Source organism: Pseudomonas putida, assembly GCF_050990305.1.
Classification (GTDB): Bacteria; Pseudomonadota; Gammaproteobacteria; order Pseudomonadales; family Pseudomonadaceae; genus Aquipseudomonas; species Aquipseudomonas putida_AH.
This window is the reverse complement of sequence record NZ_CP158817.1, coordinates 1,081,821-1,099,865: the sequence shown is the minus strand read 5'-3', so window position 1 is coordinate 1,099,865 and position 18,045 is coordinate 1,081,821. Positions and strand designations below refer to the sequence as shown.

The following is an 18,045-nucleotide window of genomic DNA, read 5'->3' as shown; positions in this document are numbered from 1 at the left end:
AACGCATTTGTTGGCGTCCATCGCGAGCAAGCTCGCTCCTACAAGTGAAGCAGCCTGGGGGATTAACCCCAAGCATAGTCAAACCTTTACTTGATGGTCAGGGCTTCCAGTTTGCCGCTGTTGCCATACACATAAATCGTGTCACCCACCACCAGCGGACGGGCACGGATGCCGTCGCTGTCGATGCGCTCACGGCCGACAAAACGACCGTCTACCTGACTGAGCAGGTGCAGGTAACCTTCCAGGTCACCCACTGCAACGTAACTGGAGAACACTTCCGGAGCCGACAATTGACGGCGGGCCAGCGAATCGTTGCTCCACAAGGCTGTGGTGGAACGCTCGTCGACGCCTTCAACGGTGCCCGAAGACAGGCTCACGTACACGCTGCCAAAACCCTGGGCCACACCGGCGTAGCTGGAAGCATCACGCTGCCACAGCTGACGACCGCTTTGCAGGTCCAGTGCCGCAACGCGCCCCTGGTAGCTGGCGACATAAATCGTCTCGCCGGACAACAGCAGGCCGCCGTCGATGTCGACAACGCGCTCCAGCTCCGAACGACCTTGTGGAATCGCTACACGCTGTTCCCACACCGGCACACCGTTGGAAATGTTGAGCGCGACCACTTTACCGGTCGACAAGCCAGCCACCGCGAGGCGGTTGGTAACGATCGGCGCACTGGTGCCACGCAGGGTCAGTACCGCAGGCGTGCTGTCGTACAACCAGCGCTGGTTGCCGGTGGCGGCATCCAGACCGATCAGACGGTCATCCTGGGTCTGAACCACGACCACATCGCCGTTGTTGGCGGGTGGAGCGAGCACTTCGCTGGACACGCGAGCGCGCCATTTCTCTTCGCCGTTGATGGCGTCCAGGGCAACGATTTCACCCTTGAGCGTACCGATCGTCAGCAGACCGTAACCGACGCCAACGGCACCGGAAACAGGCAGTTCGAGATCTTTCTTCCACTTGATGTCGCCATTGCTGCGATTCAGAGCCATCACCACGCCGGTCACGTCGGCCGCATAGATGGTGTCGCCATCGATCGCCGGAACCAGCATGTTGTAGGTTTCGCCCTGACCGTCACCGATCGAACGACTCCATTGTTTTTGCAGAACCACTTCTTCCTTGAAATCGGTCAACTCGGCTGGTGGCAGTTCTTTCTTGCTGTTGCTGCTGCAACCCGCGGCCAAAATGGCCAGAGCCAGCAATGCTGCATGTTTCCAACGGATCACGTCACGCATCCCCTTTGGCCAGGTCGTCCAGCTTGATTTGTAGGCCACCGACCGCCGCTTCATCAGACAGTGCCGCCTTGGCTTTTTGATACGCTGCGTGGGCTTCGTCGGTACGACCCAGCTGCACCAGCAGGTCGCCCTTGAGTTCTTCGCGAGTGGCCAGGAACGCCTTGTCGGCATCGCCTTCCAGCAGTTTCAGGGCTTCATCTGCCTTATTCTGCGCACCCAATACCTGCGCCAGGCGCTGACGGGCGATTTCGCCCAGTGCCGGGTTGGCCGGTTTGGCGACAATGGCTTTCAGCTCGCTGGCCGCGTCATCGAGCTTGCCGCTGTCGACGGCGACTTTCGCCACGAACAGGCTGCCGTACTGCGCATAGGCACTGCCAGCGAACTCACTGTTGAGCTTGGTTGCCAAGTCCGAAACACGGGCCGCATCCGGCTTGCCGTCAGGCGTGAGCGTGGTTTCCAGCAATTGCTGATAGAGCATCGAGGCGCCTTGCGACTGATTGCTCTGATACTTCTGGAACGCCTGCCAGCCGAACACGATGACCAGCGCCAACAGGCCGCCAGTGACCAGGGGCTTACCGTTGCGTGACCACCATTCCTTCAAATCCGCCAGCTGTTCGTCTTCGGTACTCGACACCCCAATACTCCTTAATCGCTAATTCGGCTGTTTAAGACAGCTTCAACCCTGCACGACGCAGGTGGCCAGGTGTGCAGCAAGCGCATCCCAGGCAATGCTTTGTTGTTCGCCCTGGCCACGCAGGGGTTTGAAACCTACCACTTGCTGGGCCATCTCGTCGTCACCCAGGATCAGTGCATACAGCGCACCGCTCTTGTCGGCTTTCTTGAACTGGCTTTTGAAACTGCCGGCACCGGCGTTTACTTGCAGGCGCAGGTTAGGCAACTGGTCACGCACACGCTCTGCCAGGGCCAGACCGGCCAACTCGGCTTCTTCACCGAAGGCGCAGAGATAGACGTCGACCTGACGGGAGATTTCTTCTGGGATCTGTTCCAGGGTTTCCAGCAGCAACACCAGGCGCTCGATGCCCATGGCGAAACCCACGCCCGCAGTCGGCTTGCCGCCCATCTGCTCGACCAGGCCGTCGTAGCGACCACCGGCACACACGGTGCCCTGGGCGCCCAGTTTGTCGGTGACCCATTCGAAAACGGTCTTGCTGTAGTAATCCAGCCCGCGAACCAGCTTCGGGTTGATGACATAAGGAATGCCGGCAGCATCCAGACGAGCCTTGAGGCCCTCAAAGTGCACGCGGGACTCTTCGTCGAGGTAGTCGGCCATTTTCGGCGCATCGACCAGGATCGCCTGGGTATCGGCATTCTTGGTGTCGAGCACGCGCAGCGGGTTGGTCTTCAGGCGGCGCTGGCTGTCTTCGTCCAGCTTGTCCAGATGCTTGGACAGGAACTCGACCAGTGCTTCGCGATAACGGCCACGGGACTCACTGGTACCCAGGCTGTTGAGTTCGAGCTTGACCGCATCACGGATGCCCAGCTCGCCCCACAGGCGCCAGGTGAGCACGATCAGTTCGGCATCGATGTCCGGACCGTCAAGGTTGAAGACCTCGACACCGATCTGGTGGAACTGGCGATAACGACCTTTCTGCGGGCGTTCGTGGCGGAACATCGGGCCGATGTACCACAGTTTCTGTACCTGGCCACCGCCGGTGATGCCGTGCTCGAGCACTGCGCGCACACAGGCCGCAGTGCCTTCAGGGCGCAGGGTCAGGGAGTCGCCGTTGCGGTCGTCGAAGGTGTACATCTCTTTTTCGACGATGTCGGTCACTTCACCGATGGAGCGTTTGAACAGCTCGGTGAACTCGACGATCGGCATACGGATCTGCTTGTAACCGTAGTTATCCAGCAGGCGCGAAACTTTGCCTTCGAAATGACGCCACAGCGGCGTCTGTTCGGGCAGGATGTCGTTCATGCCACGAATGGCTTGCAGAGACTTGCTCACAAAATTTCCTTAATTCGTTCGATCAGCCGCGCGCGATAACGGCAGCGTCAGCTTCGACCTTTTCGGCCGCTTTCTCGCGGATCAAGCGTTCAAGCTCATCCACCAGATTGTCATTCGTCAGCTTCTGCGACGGCTTGCCGTCGATGTAAATCAGGTTTGGCGTACCGCCGGTCAAGCCGATATGGGCTTCCTTGGCTTCACCGGGACCGTTGACCACGCAACCGATGACCGCAACATCCAGTGGAACCAGCAGGTCTTCGAGGCGCCCTTCCAGCTCGTTCATGGTCTTGACCACATCGAAGTTCTGCCGCGAGCAACTCGGGCAGGCGATGAAGTTGATGCCACGGGAACGCAGGTGCAGGGACTTGAGGATGTCGTAGCCGACTTTCACTTCCTCGACCGGGTCGGCCGCCAACGAGATGCGAATAGTATCGCCAATCCCTTCGGCGAGCAGCATACCGAGGCCCACGGCGGATTTCACTGTGCCTGAACGCAATCCACCGGCCTCGGTGATACCCAGGTGCAGTGGTTGGACGATTTCCTTGGCCAGCAGGCGATAGGCTTCGACGGCCATGAACACGTCGGAGGCTTTCACACTGACCTTGAAGTCCTGAAAGTTCAGGCGCTCAAGGTGCTCGACGTGACGCAGGGCCGACTCGACCAGCGCTGCCGGCGTCGGTTCGCCGTATTTCTTTTGCAGGTCTTTTTCCAGAGAGCCGGCGTTGACGCCGATGCGAATCGGAATCCCGCGATCGCGGGCGGCATCGACCACGGCGCGCACACGATCTTCGCGACCGATGTTACCCGGGTTGATCCGCAGGCAGTCGACACCCAGTTCAGCCACGCGCAATGCAATGCGGTAGTCGAAATGGATGTCGGCAACCAATGGCACTTTGACCAATTGCTTGATCTTGCCGAAGGCCTCGGCGGCGTCCATGTCCGGTACGGACACCCGCACGATATCGACGCCGGCCGCTTCCAGACGATTGATCTGCGCCACGGTGGCAGCGACATCATTGGTGTCACTGTTGGTCATGCTCTGTACAGCGATGGGAGCATCGCCGCCAACAGGTACATTACCGACCCAGATCTTGCGCGACTCGCGACGTTTGATTGGAGATTCGCCGTGCATGACTTATTGACCCAACTTCAGGCGAGCAGTCTCGCCACTGGTGAACGGAGCCACATCGACCGCCTGGCCGTTGTAGCTGACCTGCGCGCCGCGGGCGTAGCCCAGGCGGACGGCGAACGGTGGCTTGCCGCTGACGGAAAGACTATCGCCCTTGCGCTTGAGACCGCTGAACAGCACCTTGCCACCACCATCGGTGACTTGCGTCCAGCAATCGGCAGTGAATTGAACTTGAACCTGACCCTGACCCTGGCCGGCAACCGGAGCAGCCGTCGGAGCTGGTGCCGCAGCGGCTGGCGCTGGTGCGCTCGGGGCTACCGGAGCGGTCACGGTCGGTGCGGACACAGCTGGAGCAGCCGGGGCCGGTGCTGCGGGCGTTGCGACTACCGGAGCCGCACTGTGAGCCGGTACAGCAGGCGCGGGTGCGACCGGTGCTGTTGCAGATGCAGCCTCTTGAGTGTCAGCCGGCGCTTCAGCCGAGGTCTCGGCTTGTGGCAATGCCAATGCGGTTGTGGTTTCAGCCTGACCTTCCACGACAGCCTGGTCCTCCGGCTCGTCCAGCGGATGAATCTGGGTCGTGCCGTCGGCACCTTCCACTTCAACGTGTTCAGGGCTCAGACCGATCAGATCCTTGGTACGCAGCGATGTTTGGTCCTGCCACCAGACAAAGCCACCGCCGATCACTGCCACCAGCAACAGCAGGCTGACAATACGCAAGATGGTGTGGGAAACCCGGACCGGCTCTTCGATACGACCCAGGCTATGCACGCTGCTGCCCTTGGAGTCGGTACCGGTGGATTGGTCGAACTGCTGAACCAGAACGGCCTGGTCCATGCCGAGCAATTTGGCATAGGCGCGAATATAACCGCGAGCAAAAGTGTGCCCAGGCAGCTTGTCGAACTCGCCGGCTTCCAGATTGCTCAGGGAATTGACGGTCAGGTTCAGTTTGAGAGCCACTTCAGCCAGCGACCAGCCATTGCTTTCGCGGGCCTGGCGCAAGGTCTCACCGGGATTAACGCGATTCGCTACTACAACTTCGGGATGCGCCGCTTTCATCATTGCTCCGACAGGTATTGCTGATATTCCGGTGTACCGGGATAGAGTCGTTTTAATTGCAGGCCAAAACTGGCGGCCTTGTCGCGATCTTCAAACACTTTTGCCAGCCGAACGCCGAGCAATAGACTACGTGCATTTTGCTCAGTGAGCAGGCTAAAACGATCGTAGTAGTCACGCGCGGGCACATAATGCCTGTCTTCGTAAGACAACTCAGCCATTTCCAGCAATGCGCGTGGTTGTTGGCGATTCAAACGCAGGGCTTTTTCCAGTTGGTGCTGGGCTAACTCGCGCTGGCCGAGCATCGAAGCGGTCATGCCCAGGTTCTCGAACACTCGCGAACGCTCAGGATACAGGGTATCGGCGGCGGCCTGCTCAAAGCGCTCGTAGGCTTCCTTGTAACGTTTTTGCTCGAAAAGAAAACTGCCGTAGTTGTTGAGGATCCGTGGGTCGGCGGGACGGGAAGACAGCGCCTTGCGAAAAAACTGATCCGCCAGTTCCGGCTCCATCTCGGATTGGAACACCAGCCCCAGCGCGGCGTTGGCGTCCGGGTCGGCATTATCCAGTTCCAGTGCTTTTTTCAAGGGCACTTTTGCCCGCTCGGTCATGCCCTGCTGCAGATAACCGATGCCCAGCTGTACATACGCCTCACGCGCTTCGTCTCGGCCCTTGCTGGTCTTCATCGGGTTGTAATCACCCGAAAGAACACAGCCAGCACAGAGGCTGGCCAATAACAAAAGCAGCGCAAAGCGCAGGGACATAGAGATCCTCTCTTGGTTACTTATTCGCAGCGCTCGAAGCAATATCGTTGTCGGCGCTCAGTTCGCGCACGGCGATATAACGTTCGCTGCGACGGGTGCGATCCAGCACCTGCCCTACCAATTGACCACAGGCGGCGTCGATGTCTTCACCACGGGTGGTGCGAACAGTGACGTTGAAACCGGCATGATGCAGCTGATCCTGGAACCGACGAATGGCATTGTTGCTCGGCCGCTCGTACCCGGAATGCGGGAACGGATTGAAAGGAATCAGGTTGATCTTGCACGGGATGTTCTTAAGCAACTCGATCATCTCGACCGCGTGCTCGACCTTGTCGTTCACATCCTTTAGCAGGGTGTATTCGATGGTCAATACGCGCTTTTCGCCCAGGGACGACATGTAGCGCTGGCACGACTCGAGCAGCATCTTAAGCGGATACTTCTTGTTGATCGGCACCAATTGGTTACGTAATGCGTCATTCGGTGCGTGCAGGGACAACGCCAAGGAGACGTCGATGTGCTTGGCCAGCTCATCGATCATCGGCACCACGCCCGAAGTGGACAGGGTCACGCGGCGCTTGGAAATGCCGTAGCCCAAGTCATCCATCATCAGATGCATGGCGGCAATTACGTTGTCGAAGTTCAGCAGCGGCTCACCCATGCCCATCATCACCACGTTGGTGATGGCACGGTCGACGGTCGCCGGGACGCTGCCAAAGGATTTGTTGGCAATCCACACCTGACCGATGACTTCGGCGGCGGTGAGGTTGCTATTGAAGCCTTGCTTGCCGGTGGAGCAGAAACTGCAATCCAGGGCACAGCCTGCCTGGGACGAAACGCACAAGGTGCCGCGTTTGCCCTGGGGAATGTACACGGTCTCGACGCAGCTGCCGGACGCCACGCGCACCACCCATTTACGGGTGCCGTCGCTGGAGATGTCCTCGCTGACCACTTCCGGACCACGGACCTCAGCAACAGCCTTGAGCTTTTCGCGCAAGGCCTTGCTGACGTTCGTCATGGCGTCGAAATCATCGACGCCAAAGTGGTGAATCCATTTCATTACCTGACCGGCACGGAAACGCTTCTCCCCGATTGAGTCGAAGAATTTTTCCATTTCCGACTGGGTCAGACCCAGCAGGTTGGTTTTAACAGTCGATGTCGTCATGGATTCACCTTCACTCTTTAAGCCAATGCTTAGCGAGTGGTTACTTCAGTAGCTGCGAAGAAGTATGCGATTTCGCGAGCAGCAGCGGCTTCGGAGTCCGAACCGTGTACAGCGTTGGCGTCGATGGATTCAGCGAAGTCAGCACGGATGGTGCCTGGAGCGGCTTCTTTAGGGTTGGTAGCGCCCATCAGCTCACGGTTACGAGCGATAGCGTTTTCGCCTTCCAGGACCTGAACGACAACCGGACCGGAAGTCATGAAGGCAACCAGGTCGCCGAAGAAACCACGAGCGCTGTGCTCAGCGTAGAAGCCTTCGGCTTCGGCTTTGGACAGTTGCTTCAGTTTCGAAGCTACAACGCGCAGGCCAGCTTCTTCGAAGCGAGTGGTGATCTTGCCGATCACATTTTTGGCAACGGCGTCAGGCTTGATGATGGAGAAAGTACGTTGAACAGCCATGGTGTAACTCCAGAAACGGTAATTTGCGAAAAATTAAACCCGCGAATTATACGCGGGTTCTTGGGTATTGCCTAACCTGCGGCGTGGCTCAGTCGCGTTCTTCGATCCAGTGGGCCTGAATGGCCTCCAGGATCTTTTCGCCACAGTGCTCAGGCTTGTCGTCGAACTCGGGCAATTCCATCACCCATTTGCGCAGATCGACGAAGTTGACCGACATAGGGTCTACATCGGGCTTGCTTTCAGCCAGCTGGATCGCGATTTCCAGCACATCAGTCCACTTGAGTTTCATGACAATTCCTTGAATCAGTGCGGTGCTTCAGCTGCGTGGTTGAGCGAGTATTTCGGAATTTCGACGGTCAGGTCTTCCGTCCCGACCTTGGCCTGACAGCCCAGACGCGACTGCGCTTCCAGCCCCCAAGCCTTGTCAAGATAGTCCTCTTCCAGCTCGTCGGCCTCTTCCAGCGAGTCAAAACCCTCACGGATGATGCAGTGACAGGTGGTGCAGGCACAGACGCCGCCACAGGCACTTTCCATCTCAATATGGTGCTCGTGAGCCAGTTCGAGGATGGACGTACCGGTCTCAGCCTCCACGACCATGCCGTCCGGGCAAAACTTTTCGTGTGGCAGAAAAATGACCTGCGGCATCGTTATTCCTCAATCTCATTCAGGTTGCGCCCCGCCAGCGCGGCTTTCACCGTCGAGTCCAGGCGGCGGGCAGCAAAGGCATCGGTCACTTGCGACAGACGCTTGGTCTGCTGCTCGATGGCGTAACCATCGGTACCTTTCATCAGTTCGGTCAGTTCCTGCACCTGCAGTTCGATAACCATGCGCTCATCGGCATCGAGCAGACGCTCGCCGTCGGCTTCCAAGGCTGCCTGCACTGCTTCGATCAGACGCTGGGCATCGACCTGCTGCTCACGCAGCACACGAGCCACCTTGTCATCATTGGCGTGCTGGAACGAATCCTTGAGCATCTTGGCGATTTCGCCGTCGGTCAGGCCGTAGGATGGCTTGACCTGGATGCTGGCTTCGACGCCCGAGCCCAGCTCACGGGCAGAGACACTCAACAGACCGTCGGCATCGACCTGGAAGGTCACGCGAATCTTCGCCGCACCGGCCACCATCGCCGGAATGCCACGCAATTCGAAGCGCGCCAGGGAACGGCAGTCACTGATCAGTTCGCGCTCCCCCTGCAACACATGGATCGCCATGGCCGACTGACCATCTTTGTAGGTGGTGAAATCCTGGGCACGAGCGACGGGAATGGTGGTGTTGCGCGGAATCACCTTCTCCATCAGGCCGCCCATGGTTTCCAGCCCCAGGGACAACGGAATCACGTCAAGCAACAGCAACTCACTGCCGTCACGCTTGTTGCCAGCCAGGGTATCGGCCTGGATCGCGGCACCAATGGCCACCACTTGATCCGGGTCGATTTCGGTCAACGGTTGACGACCGAAAGCTTCGGCAACGGCTTCGCGAACACGCGGCACGCGAGTCGAACCACCAACCATGACCACAGCGTGCACGTCTTCGAGCTCGATACCGGAATCACGCACTGCACGACGGCAAGCTTTCAGGCTGCGGGCAACCATTGGCTCGATCAGCGCGTTGAAGGCTTCACGGGTCAAATCAGCCTTCCAGTCACCATAAGCAACTTCAACCGACGCAGTGTTGGTCAGCGCCTCTTTCGCCGCGCAAGCGGTTTGCAGCAAGTTGCGCTGCGCACCCGGATCGAGATCGGCGGACAAGCCAGCGCTCTCAATGATCCAGCCTGCAATCGCGTGGTCAAAGTCATCGCCACCCAGGGCGCTGTCGCCGCCGGTAGCCAGGACTTCGAAGACACCGCCGGTCAGGCGCAGAATCGAAATATCGAAGGTGCCGCCGCCCAGATCATAAATCGCCACCAGGCCTTCGGCATGCTGATCCAGACCGTAAGCCACGGCGGCCGCGGTCGGCTCGTTGAGCAAACGCAGCACGTTGAGACCCGCCAGCTTGGCGGCGTCCTTGGTGGCTTGACGCTGAGCGTCGTCGAAATAGGCAGGAACCGTGATCACCGCGCCCACCAATTCTCCACCCAGGGTGGCTTCAGCACGCTGACGCAAGACCTTGAGGATATCGGCGGAGACTTCGACCGGGCTTTTCGGGCCCTGGATCGTGTCGATGAACGGCATGTGCGACTCGCCACCGACGAAGCGATACGGCAGTTGCTCGCCCAATTGCTTGACGTCGGACAGACCACGACCCATCAAGCGCTTGACCGACAGCACGGTGTTCAAAGGGTCGGTAGCGGCAGCCAGTTTGGCGGATTCGCCCACCTCGACGCGATCGGCGTGATAGCGCACGGCAGACGGCAGGATGACCCGCCCTTCTGCGTCGGCCAGAGGCTCGGAAAGACCACTGCGCAATGCAGCGACCAGCGAATTGGTAGTGCCCAAGTCAATCCCCACAGCCAGGCGACGCTGGTGCGGTTGAGGACTTTGGCCGGGTTCGGCGATCTGCAGTAGGGCCATCGTTATCAGGACTTATCTGTATATCAGGCGTGCGACCGGAGCGGCACTGGGTTAATCGTCGAGGCGCTCTTCTAACTGGCGCACTTCGTAGGTGAGCTTGTCGAGGAACTGCATGCGCCGCATCAGGCGTTCAGCCCGCTCACGGTGCGCAGCGTCGTTCCAGCAGGCTGCGAAGCTTTGGTTCAGTTCATCCTGGGCTGCCTTCAGGCGACGCTTGAATGCGGCAACGCCCGATAGGTCGGCGCTGTCCTGCAGATCCTCGAGCTCTTCACGCAATTCCATTTGTTGCAACAGGAATTCCGGGTCATGCACCGTGACCTCCAGCGGCAGCTCGCCACCGCTCAAGGCGAGCAGGTAACGCGCGCGCTTGGGAGGACTCTTGAGCGTCTGGTAGGCCTCGTTGAGGCTAGCGGATTGCTCTAGCGCCAGCCGCTGCTCACGCTCGGAAGCGTCGGCAAAGCGGTCCGGATGAACGCTGCGCGCCAGCTCGCGGTAGCGCGAAGCCAGCTGATCGAGGTCCAGATTGAAGCTCGGTTGCAGCTCGAATAAAGCGAAATGACAAGGAGTACCCACAAGCAGCCTCAGATGTTGAAGCTTTCGCCGCAGCCACATTCACCGCGCACGTTGGGGTTGTTGAACTTGAAGCCTTCGTTCAACCCTTCCTTGACGAAATCGAGCTCGGTGCCGTCCAGGTAGGCCAGGCTTTTCGGGTCGATGATCACTTTTTCGCCGTGACTTTCGAACACTTGGTCCTCTGCAACCACCTCGTCGACAAACTCCAGCACGTAGGCAAGACCGGAACAGCCTGTGGTGCGAACACCCAGACGAATCCCCTCACCTTTGCCGCGCCCGTCGAGGGAGCGTCGCACGTGTCGAGCAGCCGCTTCTGTCATGCTGATAGCCATCGGTGACTCCTTACTCGTCGCCAAATCCTGAAAGTCAGATCAAGCCTTTCTTCTGCTTGTAGTCGCGAACGGCCGCCTTGATGGCGTCTTCAGCGAGCACGGAGCAGTGAATTTTCACTGGCGGCAGGGCCAGTTCTTCAGCCAGCTGGGTATTCTTGATGGTTTCCGCTTCGTCCAGGGTCTTGCCCTTCATCCACTCGGTAGCGAGGGAGCTGGAAGCGATAGCCGAACCGCAGCCGTAGGTCTTGAACTTGGCGTCTTCGATGATGCCAGCGTCATTGACCTTGATCTGCAGGCGCATAACGTCACCGCAAGCCGGCGCGCCGACCATGCCGGTGCCGACATCAGGGTCTTCCGCGTCCATCTTGCCGACGTTGCGCGGGTTTTCGTAGTGGTCGATGACCTTTTCGCTGTAAGCCATGATTCTTAATCCTCACTCATCAGAGAGTCGCTCTTTGGGCCCCGAAAACTGAGTCCTCGGGGCTGGTTCGCGGCGACTTGAAATCAGTGTGCCGCCCACTCGATTTTCGAAATGTCGACACCGTCTTTGTACATGTCCCACAGCGGCGACAGAGCGCGCAGCTTGGTAACGGCCTCGCAGACTTTCTGCGCGGCGTAGTCGATTTCTTCTTCGGTGGTGAAACGGCCGAAGGTGAAGCGGATCGAGCTGTGTGCCAGTTCGTCGTTGCGGCCCAGGGCGCGCAGTACGTACGAAGGCTCCAGCGATGCCGAAGTGCAGGCCGAACCGGACGAAACCGCCAGATCCTTGAGCGCCATGATCAGCGACTCGCCTTCAACGTAGTTGAAGCTCAGGTTCAGGTTGTGCGGAACGCGGGCGGTCAGGCTGCCGTTGACGTACAGCTCTTCCAGGTGCTCGACCTGTTTGTAGAAACGGTCGCTCAGGGCCTTGATGCGAGTGTTTTCGGCTGCCATGTCTTCCTTGGCCACGCGGAAAGCTTCGCCCATGCCGACGATCTGGTGAGTCGCCAGGGTACCGGAACGCATGCCGCGCTCGTGACCGCCGCCGTGCATGGTCGCCTCGATGCGAACACGCGGCTTGCGGCTGACGTACAGGGCGCCAATGCCTTTAGGGCCGTAGGTTTTGTGAGCCGAGAACGACATCAGGTCGACTTTCAGCTTCTGCAGGTCGATGTCGACCTTACCAGTGGACTGAGCAGCGTCGACGTGGAGCAGGATGCCCTTGGAACGCGTCAGCTCGCCGATGGCGGCGATGTCGTTGATGGTGCCGATTTCGTTGTTCACGTGCATGACCGAAACCAGGATGGTGTCGTCGCGCAGGGCGGCTTCGACCATCTCTGGGGTCACCAGACCGTCTTCACGAGGCTCGATGTAAGTCACTTCGAAACCTTCACGCTCCAGTTGGCGCATGGTGTCCAGGACAGCCTTGTGCTCGATCTTGGTGGTGATCAGGTGCTTGCCTTTGGTGGCGTAGAAATGTGCCGCACCCTTGATTGCCAGGTTGTCGGATTCAGTGGCACCGGAGGTCCAGACAATTTCACGCGGATCGGCGTTGACCAGGTCGGCCACCTGACGACGGGCGTTTTCGACGGACTCTTCAGCTTTCCAGCCAAACACGTGGGAACGGGACGCCGGGTTACCGAAGTTTCCGTCAACCAGCAGGCATTCACTCATTTTTTGCGCGACACGCGGATCAACCGGGGTAGTCGCAGAGTAATCAAGGTAAATCGGCAATTTCATGGACTATCTCCTAAATCAGGCTGGCTGGCGCGCCGTTAGCTCTATGGCTGTCATTCGACGGCGGACGCTTCAATCTTGTCCAGGCGTGGCGCCTTGCTGTTGCAACGGCGTTGATCCTGACGCTGGGCTACTTCTTGCACCTCACGGCGAGTCACAAGGTCAGCCAAGCTGATACCGCTCAGAAATTCGTGAATCTGCAGGCTCAGATCACACCACAAGTGGTGAGTCAGACAAGTGTCGCCTTGATGGCAATCACCCTGGCCCTGGCATTTGGTGGCATCGACCGATTCGTTCACCGCATCGATCACCTGGGCAACCTGGATACCCTGCATGTCACGCGACAGCTGGTAACCGCCACCTGGACCGCGAACGCTGGACACCAGATTGCTGCGGCGCAGCTTGGCAAACAGCTGCTCGAGGTAGGACAGGGAGATGCCTTGGCGCTCGGAGATATCGGCCAGGGACACGGGCCCGTGCTGCGCGTGCAACGCCAGATCGAGCATGGCGGTCACGGCGTATCGGCCTTTTGTAGTCAGTCGCATGGACAATTACCACGGAGTTCGGAATGGGGCGAGTATGCAATTCCTGAGTATTTAAGTCAACTATAAGACCTAGTACTTTAGTCAGGTTTACCCGCAAAAGAGCGGGCGCATGATATCAGGGTCTGCGGCTTAATGGCACACCGCTTAGCGCTGCGCCATTGCCTGAAAGCGACCTTGTGTAGGAGCTGCCAAAGGCTGCGATCTTTGGATCTTGTCTTTTAAAAGCAAAAGATCGCAGCCTGCGGCAGCTCCTACGTTAGGCATCAGCTGGCCTTGCTTTCGTCTTTGCCTTTCACACAGGCGAAGTCTTCTTCGCGCAGTTCAGGCAGATCTTTCGCACAGTAATTACTGCCCAGATCCTTCAACGCCCCGCACATACCCTCCAAACGCCCATCGACCGCCTGCAGGTGATCGAGCAATTGCCCGATGGCCCGCGCCACCGGATCCGGCATGTCTTCGCTGACGCCATAGGCATCGAAACCGATCTTCTCGGCCATGGCCTTGCGCTTGGCATCCTGCTCCTCGTCGGACTTGACGATGATCCGCCCAGGAATCCCGACCACCGTCGCACCCGCCGGAACCGCCTTGGTCACCACCGCATTGGAGCCGACCTTGGCCCCGGCACCGACCGTGAACGGGCCGAGCACCTTGGCGCCAGCCCCGACCACGACGCCATCCTCAAGGGTCGGGTGACGCTTACCCTTGTTCCAACTGGTACCACCCAGGGTCACGCCCTGATAAAGGGTGACATCATTGCCGATTTCGGCAGTCTCACCGATGACGATGCCCATGCCATGATCAATAAAGAATCGACGACCCACTTTGGCACCCGGATGAATCTCGATCCCGGTCAGCCAGCGACCGAAGTTCGACACCAGACGCGCCAACCATTTCAGATCCGCCCGCCACAACATCGCTGATAAACGGTGAATCCAGATGGCGTGCATGCCCGGGTAGCACGTCAGGACTTCAAAGGCATTGCGCGCCGCCGGATCACGATGGAAAACGCTCTGGATATCTTCACGCAAACGCTCGAACATCTTTAATCCTTCCGCTTCAGGAGCTCACCACGGGCCGCTTTTTGGGTTTCCGTGAGGATGCCACGCAAAATATTCATTTCCGCCCGGCTGACCGAGCTGCGTCCGTACAACCGGCGCAGGCGCGCCATCAAGTGCCGTGGCTTTTCCGGATCGAGGAACTCAATGGCCACCAGGGTTTGCTCCAGGTGCTCATAGAATCGCTCCAGCTCATCCATGGTCGCCAGCTCCATGCTTTTGACCGACGCCACTTCATCCTTCTCGACCTTGCTCGGCTGACCTTGGGCCGCGAGCCAGGCCATACGCACTTCATAGCTCAACACCTGCACCGCCGCCCCCAGGTTCAGCGAGCTGAACTCAGGGTCGGATGGGATGTGTACGTGATAATGACATCGCTGCAGCTCGTCATTGGTCAGGCCGGAATCTTCACGACCGAACACCAAGGCAATCTCGGCTCCCTGCGCAGCCTCCTCGACCACTTTCGTACCGCATTCACGGGGATCGAGCAGCGGCCAGGGAATCCTGCGATCACGAGCACTGGTGCCGAGCACCAGATTGCAGCCGACCAAGGCATCTTCCAAGGTGGCGACGACTTGCGCTTTTTCAAGGATGTCACCGGCGCCGGACGCACGGGCATCAGCCTCGTGGTGCGGGAACAAGCGTGGCTCGACCAGCACCAACCGCGACAGACCCATGTTTTTCATGGCGCGCGCAGTCCCGCCGATATTGCCCGGATGGCTGGTATTGACCAGGACGACACGAATGTTTTGCAGCAAGGGAGGCGCTCTCGAACATATATAGGGGGAGCAGAATCTTACAGCTCAAACTACCGTTAAGCCATGAAAGCGAACGTCGTCCTTCTCCTGTAGAAACTTTCTGATAGAATGCTCGGCTTTCTTTAACAACCTTAGGTGACACATCCATGCAGCCCATGCTGAATATCGCGCTGCGCGCCGCCCGCGCCGCCAGTGAATTGATCTTCCGCTCCATCGAGCGCCTGGATACCATCAAGGTCGACGAAAAAGACGCCAAGGATTACGTATCCGAGGTGGATCGCGCCGCCGAACAGAAAATCATCGACGCCCTGCGCAAGGCATACCCGAACCACTCGATCATGGGTGAAGAGACTGGCCTGCACGCCGGCACCGGCATCGAAGGCGAAGAGTACCTGTGGATCATCGACCCACTGGACGGCACCACCAACTTCCTGCGCGGCATCCCTCACTTCGCTGTCAGCATCGCCTGCAAATACCGTGGTCGCCTGGAACACGCCGTTGTTCTGGATCCGGTTCGCCAGGAAGAATTCACCGCCAGCCGTGGTCGCGGCGCTCAACTGAACGGTCGCCGCCTGCGCGTCAGCGGTCGCACCAGCCTGGACGGCGCCCTGCTGGGTACCGGTTTCCCGTTCCGTGACGACCAGATGGATAACCTCGACAACTACCTGGGCATGTTCCGCGCCCTGGTTGGCCAGACCGCCGGCATCCGCCGTGCAGGTTCGGCGAGCCTGGACCTGGCCTACGTGGCCGCCGGCCGCTTCGACGCCTTCTGGGAGTCAGGCCTGTCCGAGTGGGACATGGCTGCTGGCGCCCTGCTGATTCAGGAAGCTGGCGGTTTGGTGAGCGACTTCACCGGTGGCCACGACTTCCTCGAAAAAGGCCACGTCGTTGCCGGCAACACCAAATGCTTCAAGGCAGTATTGACGGCAATCCAGCCGCACCTGCCGGCCTCGCTGAAGCGCTAAGCTTCCAGCGACAAAAAAGCACCCCTCAGGGTGCTTTTTTTATGCCTGGAGTTTGATCTCCCAAAACACCACAAATCCAAATGTGGGAGATTCTATGTTGCAGGTAAATCCTGCAGCCTTCGTGAGCAAGCCCGCTCCCACAAGGGATTAGCGACGGCACTTAAATCCCGAACACAAAAAAAGCACCCCGCAGGGTGCTTCTTTTTGAACCAGCTTCAGCGTCTCAATGAGCCTGCTCATTATTCGACAGGATCAACTGACCGTTTTTATCCACCGGAATCTGGTTACCGGGATCGCGATCCATTCGCACTTTCCCCTCTTTACCATCCAGCGAATACCGCACGTCGTAACCCACGACCTTGTCACTGATGTCATTCACCGTATTACAACGGGTTTGCGTCGTGGTGTAGGTGTCACGCTCCTGCATGCCCTCCTGAACCTTGTTACCGGCATAACCGCCGCCGACCGCACCCGCCACCGTGGCAAGCTTCTTGCCGTTGCCGCCGCCGATCTGGTTACCCAGAAGACCACCAGCCAGCGCACCGACCACCGTACCGGCGATCTGATGTTGATCTTTCACCGGCGCTTGCCGGGTGACCGTGACATCCTTGCACACTTCACGTGGAGTCTTGATTTGTGTCTTGACCGGCTCAACGGCGAGCACTTGTGCGTACTCAGGGCCGCTTTTTTTAACCAGGCTGTAGGTGGCCAAAGCGCCTCCGGCAGTCACACCGACAGCACCCAGTACAGCACCAACCAACATCGACTTGTTCACATGAACCTCCTGACCATCTCATGCGGGATAAACCCGCGCTTCTCCCAGCCTTGGAGCATAAAAAAAGGCGCGAGTTCAACTCGCGCCTTTTTGGACTACGTCGGTAGGGGAACTGCTCTGGGTTAGAGACCTCTCAAGGACGGTCGTCGACTTCCTTCTCGGTATTCGCCGGCGGAATCAGGTCTTCCGAACTCAGGTTCAACCAGATCAGCACCACGTTGGCGATGTAGATCGACGAGTAAGTACCCGCCAGAACACCAATGAACAGGGCGATGGAGAAGCCAAACAGGTTATCGCCACCGAAGAACAGCAGCGCCGCGATTGCCAGCAACGTGGAGATCGAGGTCGCCATGGTCCGCAGCAGGGTCTGCGTTGTCGAGATGTTGATGTTCTCGATCAGGCTGGCCTTGCGCAGTACACGGAAGTTCTCGCGAACCCGGTCGAATACCACGATGGTGTCGTTGAGCGAGTAACCGATGATCGCCAGTACCGCCGCCAGCACCGTCAAGTCGAAGGTGATCTGGAAGAACGACAGAATACCGATGGTCACGATCACGTCATGGATCAGGGAAACGATCGCACCGACGGCGAATTTCCACTGAAAGCGGAACGCCAGGTAGATCAGGATGCCGCCCAGCGCCATCAGCATGCCGAGGCCGCCCTGGTCGCGCAGTTCCTCACCCACCTGCGGCCCCACGAACTCGACGCGCTTGACCGACGCCGGGTTCTCGCCACCGATCTTCTGCAATGCTTCAGCGACCTGGTGACCCAGCTGCGGGTCTTCGCCCGGCATACGCACCAGCAGGTCGGTAGTTGCACCGAAGTTCTGCACGATGGCTTCGTGATAACCGGCCGTAACCAGTTGCTCACGCACCTTGGTGACGTCGGCCGGATGTTCGTAGGTCAGCTCGATGAGCGTACCGCCGGTGAAATCCAGGCCCCAGTTCATGCCCTTGTGGAAAACACTGAAGATTGCCAGTGCAGTCAGGAACAATGTGACGCCGAACGCGAAGTTGCGAACGCCCATGAAGTTGATTGTACGTAACATGGCA

The 18,045-nt window shown here is 58.8% G+C and carries 21 protein-coding genes; 1 reads left to right on the top strand and 20 read right to left on the bottom strand.

Translation table 11 applies throughout. The features are described 5' to 3' along the window. Nucleotides 1-86 precede the first annotated feature (86 nt). The 18 genes from bamB to trmJ form a co-directional block, all read right to left on the bottom strand. Nucleotides 87-1,238, bottom strand: coding sequence for an outer membrane protein assembly factor BamB (bamB, locus tag ABTV22_RS04995; RefSeq protein ID WP_433738831.1), 1,152 nt, complete (start codon nucleotides 1,236-1,238; stop codon nucleotides 87-89). Then, nucleotides 1,231-1,872, bottom strand: coding sequence for a YfgM family protein (locus tag ABTV22_RS04990; protein WP_433738830.1), 642 nt, complete (start codon nucleotides 1,870-1,872; stop codon nucleotides 1,231-1,233). Before ABTV22_RS04990 ends, bamB begins: the two co-directional genes overlap by 8 nt. Nucleotides 1,873-1,914: 42 nt before the next feature. Continuing rightward, entirely contained in the window at nucleotides 1,915-3,204 is a 1,290-nt protein-coding gene (gene hisS, locus ABTV22_RS04985) for a histidine--tRNA ligase (protein WP_433738829.1), read from the bottom strand. 22 nt (nucleotides 3,205-3,226) lie between these two features. Next, on the bottom strand, nucleotides 3,227-4,336 hold the full coding sequence (gene ispG / locus ABTV22_RS04980) for a flavodoxin-dependent (E)-4-hydroxy-3-methylbut-2-enyl-diphosphate synthase (protein WP_020795607.1): 1,110 nt from the start codon (nucleotides 4,334-4,336) through the stop codon (nucleotides 3,227-3,229). A gap of 3 nt (nucleotides 4,337-4,339) precedes the next feature. Continuing rightward, nucleotides 4,340-5,389, bottom strand: coding sequence for a RodZ domain-containing protein (locus tag ABTV22_RS04975; protein WP_433738828.1), 1,050 nt, complete (start codon nucleotides 5,387-5,389; stop codon nucleotides 4,340-4,342). Next, nucleotides 5,389-6,147, bottom strand: a complete 759-nt coding sequence (gene pilW / locus ABTV22_RS04970; protein ID WP_433738827.1) for a type IV pilus biogenesis/stability protein PilW — start codon at nucleotides 6,145-6,147, stop codon at nucleotides 5,389-5,391. The genes ABTV22_RS04975 and pilW overlap by 1 nt, the downstream gene beginning before the upstream one ends. A 16-nt stretch (nucleotides 6,148-6,163) precedes the next feature. Continuing rightward, on the bottom strand, nucleotides 6,164-7,309 hold the full coding sequence (gene rlmN / locus ABTV22_RS04965) for a 23S rRNA (adenine(2503)-C(2))-methyltransferase RlmN (RefSeq protein WP_433738826.1): 1,146 nt from the start codon (nucleotides 7,307-7,309) through the stop codon (nucleotides 6,164-6,166). Nucleotides 7,310-7,338: 29 nt separating this feature from the next. Next, a complete protein-coding gene (gene ndk, locus ABTV22_RS04960; protein WP_217833938.1) occupies nucleotides 7,339-7,764 on the bottom strand; it encodes a nucleoside-diphosphate kinase in 426 nt (141 codons plus the stop codon). 88 nt (nucleotides 7,765-7,852) lie between these two features. After that, nucleotides 7,853-8,053: a Fe-S cluster assembly protein IscX gene (iscX, locus tag ABTV22_RS04955; RefSeq protein WP_433738825.1), complete on the bottom strand. Its 201-nt coding sequence runs from the start codon at nucleotides 8,051-8,053 to the stop codon at nucleotides 7,853-7,855. Between the two features lie 14 nt (nucleotides 8,054-8,067). After that, nucleotides 8,068-8,409, bottom strand: a complete 342-nt coding sequence (gene fdx, locus ABTV22_RS04950) for an ISC system 2Fe-2S type ferredoxin (RefSeq protein ID WP_433738824.1) — start codon at nucleotides 8,407-8,409, stop codon at nucleotides 8,068-8,070. Nucleotides 8,410-8,411: 2 nt separating this feature from the next. Next, nucleotides 8,412-10,274, bottom strand: a complete 1,863-nt coding sequence (gene hscA / locus ABTV22_RS04945; RefSeq protein ID WP_433738823.1) for a Fe-S protein assembly chaperone HscA — start codon at nucleotides 10,272-10,274, stop codon at nucleotides 8,412-8,414. A gap of 51 nt (nucleotides 10,275-10,325) precedes the next feature. Beyond that, complete coding sequence (gene hscB / locus ABTV22_RS04940; RefSeq protein ID WP_433738822.1) at nucleotides 10,326-10,847, bottom strand: co-chaperone HscB; 522 nt, start codon at nucleotides 10,845-10,847, stop codon at nucleotides 10,326-10,328. An 8-nt stretch (nucleotides 10,848-10,855) separates the two neighbouring features. Continuing rightward, the gene (iscA, locus tag ABTV22_RS04935) at nucleotides 10,856-11,179 is read right to left on the bottom strand and encodes an iron-sulfur cluster assembly protein IscA (protein WP_003227904.1); all 324 of its coding nucleotides are present in this window, start codon (nucleotides 11,177-11,179) and stop codon (nucleotides 10,856-10,858) included. Between the two features lie 34 nt (nucleotides 11,180-11,213). Beyond that, complete coding sequence (gene iscU, locus ABTV22_RS04930) at nucleotides 11,214-11,600, bottom strand: Fe-S cluster assembly scaffold IscU (protein ID WP_007974006.1); 387 nt, start codon at nucleotides 11,598-11,600, stop codon at nucleotides 11,214-11,216. Nucleotides 11,601-11,683: 83 nt separating this feature from the next. Beyond that, complete coding sequence (locus ABTV22_RS04925; RefSeq protein WP_433738821.1) at nucleotides 11,684-12,898, bottom strand: IscS subfamily cysteine desulfurase; 1,215 nt, start codon at nucleotides 12,896-12,898, stop codon at nucleotides 11,684-11,686. Between the two features lie 50 nt (nucleotides 12,899-12,948). Beyond that, the gene (gene iscR / locus ABTV22_RS04920; protein WP_007903581.1) at nucleotides 12,949-13,440 is read right to left on the bottom strand and encodes a Fe-S cluster assembly transcriptional regulator IscR; all 492 of its coding nucleotides are present in this window, start codon (nucleotides 13,438-13,440) and stop codon (nucleotides 12,949-12,951) included. A 263-nt stretch (nucleotides 13,441-13,703) separates the two neighbouring features. Beyond that, entirely contained in the window at nucleotides 13,704-14,480 is a 777-nt protein-coding gene (gene cysE / locus ABTV22_RS04915; protein WP_433738820.1) for a serine O-acetyltransferase, read from the bottom strand. A 2-nt stretch (nucleotides 14,481-14,482) separates the two neighbouring features. After that, on the bottom strand, nucleotides 14,483-15,253 hold the full coding sequence (gene trmJ / locus ABTV22_RS04910) for a tRNA (cytosine(32)/uridine(32)-2'-O)-methyltransferase TrmJ (RefSeq protein ID WP_433738819.1): 771 nt from the start codon (nucleotides 15,251-15,253) through the stop codon (nucleotides 14,483-14,485). A gap of 146 nt (nucleotides 15,254-15,399) precedes the next feature. On the opposite strand from trmJ, the gene suhB reads away from it, so the two are divergent. Further along, a complete protein-coding gene (gene suhB / locus ABTV22_RS04905; RefSeq protein ID WP_085724358.1) occupies nucleotides 15,400-16,218 on the top strand; it encodes a type III secretion system regulator SuhB in 819 nt (272 codons plus the stop codon). A 223-nt stretch (nucleotides 16,219-16,441) separates the two neighbouring features. Here suhB and ABTV22_RS04900 read toward each other — a convergent pair whose 3' ends face one another. Both ABTV22_RS04900 and secF read right to left on the bottom strand, forming a co-directional pair. Then, a complete protein-coding gene (locus ABTV22_RS04900; RefSeq protein ID WP_433738818.1) occupies nucleotides 16,442-16,993 on the bottom strand; it encodes a glycine zipper 2TM domain-containing protein in 552 nt (183 codons plus the stop codon). Between the two features lie 133 nt (nucleotides 16,994-17,126). Beyond that, a complete protein-coding gene (gene secF / locus ABTV22_RS04895) occupies nucleotides 17,127-18,041 on the bottom strand; it encodes a protein translocase subunit SecF (RefSeq protein ID WP_433738817.1) in 915 nt (304 codons plus the stop codon). Between the last annotated feature and the right edge of the window lie 4 nt (nucleotides 18,042-18,045).